This window comes from Rhodococcus sp. MALMAid1271, from assembly GCF_049195265.1.
Taxonomy (GTDB): Bacteria; Actinomycetota; Actinomycetes; order Mycobacteriales; family Mycobacteriaceae; genus Rhodococcoides.
Genome location: NZ_JBMIRQ010000082.1, coordinates 1 through 1162 on the forward strand (window position 1 = coordinate 1; position 1162 = coordinate 1162).

Annotated in this window: 1 protein-coding gene; it reads left to right on the forward strand. The window is 65.6% G+C overall.

The window, feature by feature from the left end; genetic code table 11:
* Window positions 1–53: 53 nt before the first annotated feature.
* Window positions 54–1118 (forward strand): VIT1/CCC1 transporter family protein, encoded by a 1065-nt coding sequence (locus tag ACOQFP_RS11700; protein WP_421584417.1) that lies wholly within the window; start codon window positions 54–56, stop codon window positions 1116–1118.
* Window positions 1119–1162 lie beyond the last annotated feature (44 nt).

The following is a 1162-nucleotide window of genomic DNA, read 5'->3' on the forward strand; positions in this document are numbered from 1 at the left end:
ACCTGGAGGTGCGCAAAAGGCGCACGACGGCTGGAGCCCGGTACGTTTGCTCGATGGACGGAACGGAACCCTCGTCGAAGGACGTCAAACGATGGCGGCAGTACCTCGCCGACGAGCGTGCGGAGGCCGCCGTCTATCGCGATCTGGCAGGTCGGCGTAGCGGCGAGGAACGCGAGATTCTGCTCGCGCTCGCCGACGCGGAAGGCCGCCACGAACAGCATTGGCGAAATCTGCTCGGCGATCGCGTCGGCATGCCACTCAAAGGCGACATTCGTACCCGGATCCTCGGCGTACTGGCGCGACGCTTCGGATCGGTGTTCGTACTCGCCCTCGCGCAACGCGCCGAGACCCGCTCGCCCTACGCGACCGACGCCGATGCCACCGACGCGATGACGGCCGACGAGCAGATTCACGCCGAAGTGATCCGGGCACTGGCTGCCCGTGGACGTAATCGACTCTCAGGCACGTTCCGCGCCGCGGTGTTCGGTGCCAACGACGGATTGGTGAGCAACCTCGCCCTGGTGCTCGGCATCAGCGGATCCGGGGTGTCCAACCAGATCGTGTTGGTCACCGGACTCGCGGGCCTGCTCGCGGGTGCGCTGTCGATGGGAGCAGGCGAATACGTCTCGGTGCGTTCGCAACGCGAACTGCTCGAGGCCTCCTCGCCCGACAGTGCCGCCAATGAGGCCGTTCAACACCTCGATGTCGACGCCAACGAACTCGCTCTGGTCTACCGTGCTCGCGGAATGACCCACGAGGAAGCCGACGCCAAAGCCGCGGACGTCATTCGACTCCTGCCCGCCGTCGAGGAACCGGACACCGACATCGACGAGCACCAATCCATCGGAACCGGACTCGGTGCCGCCGCAGCGAGTTTCTGCTTCTTCGCCTCCGGTGCAGTGATCCCGGTGTTGCCGTACCTGTTCGGTCTCGAAGGCTATGTGGCCCTTGCCGTCGCCGCAGTACTCGTCGGACTGGCGCTGATCTGCACGGGTCTGATCGTCGGCCTGCTCAGTGGAGGACCACCGATCAAGCGCGCACTGCGACAACTCGCCATCGGTTACGGCGCGGCGGGGGCGACGTACCTGCTGGGTATGGCATTCGGTGGGGGAGTGTGACCTCTGCCCCGTCGTGCGCCTTTTGCGTACCTCCAGGTACGCAA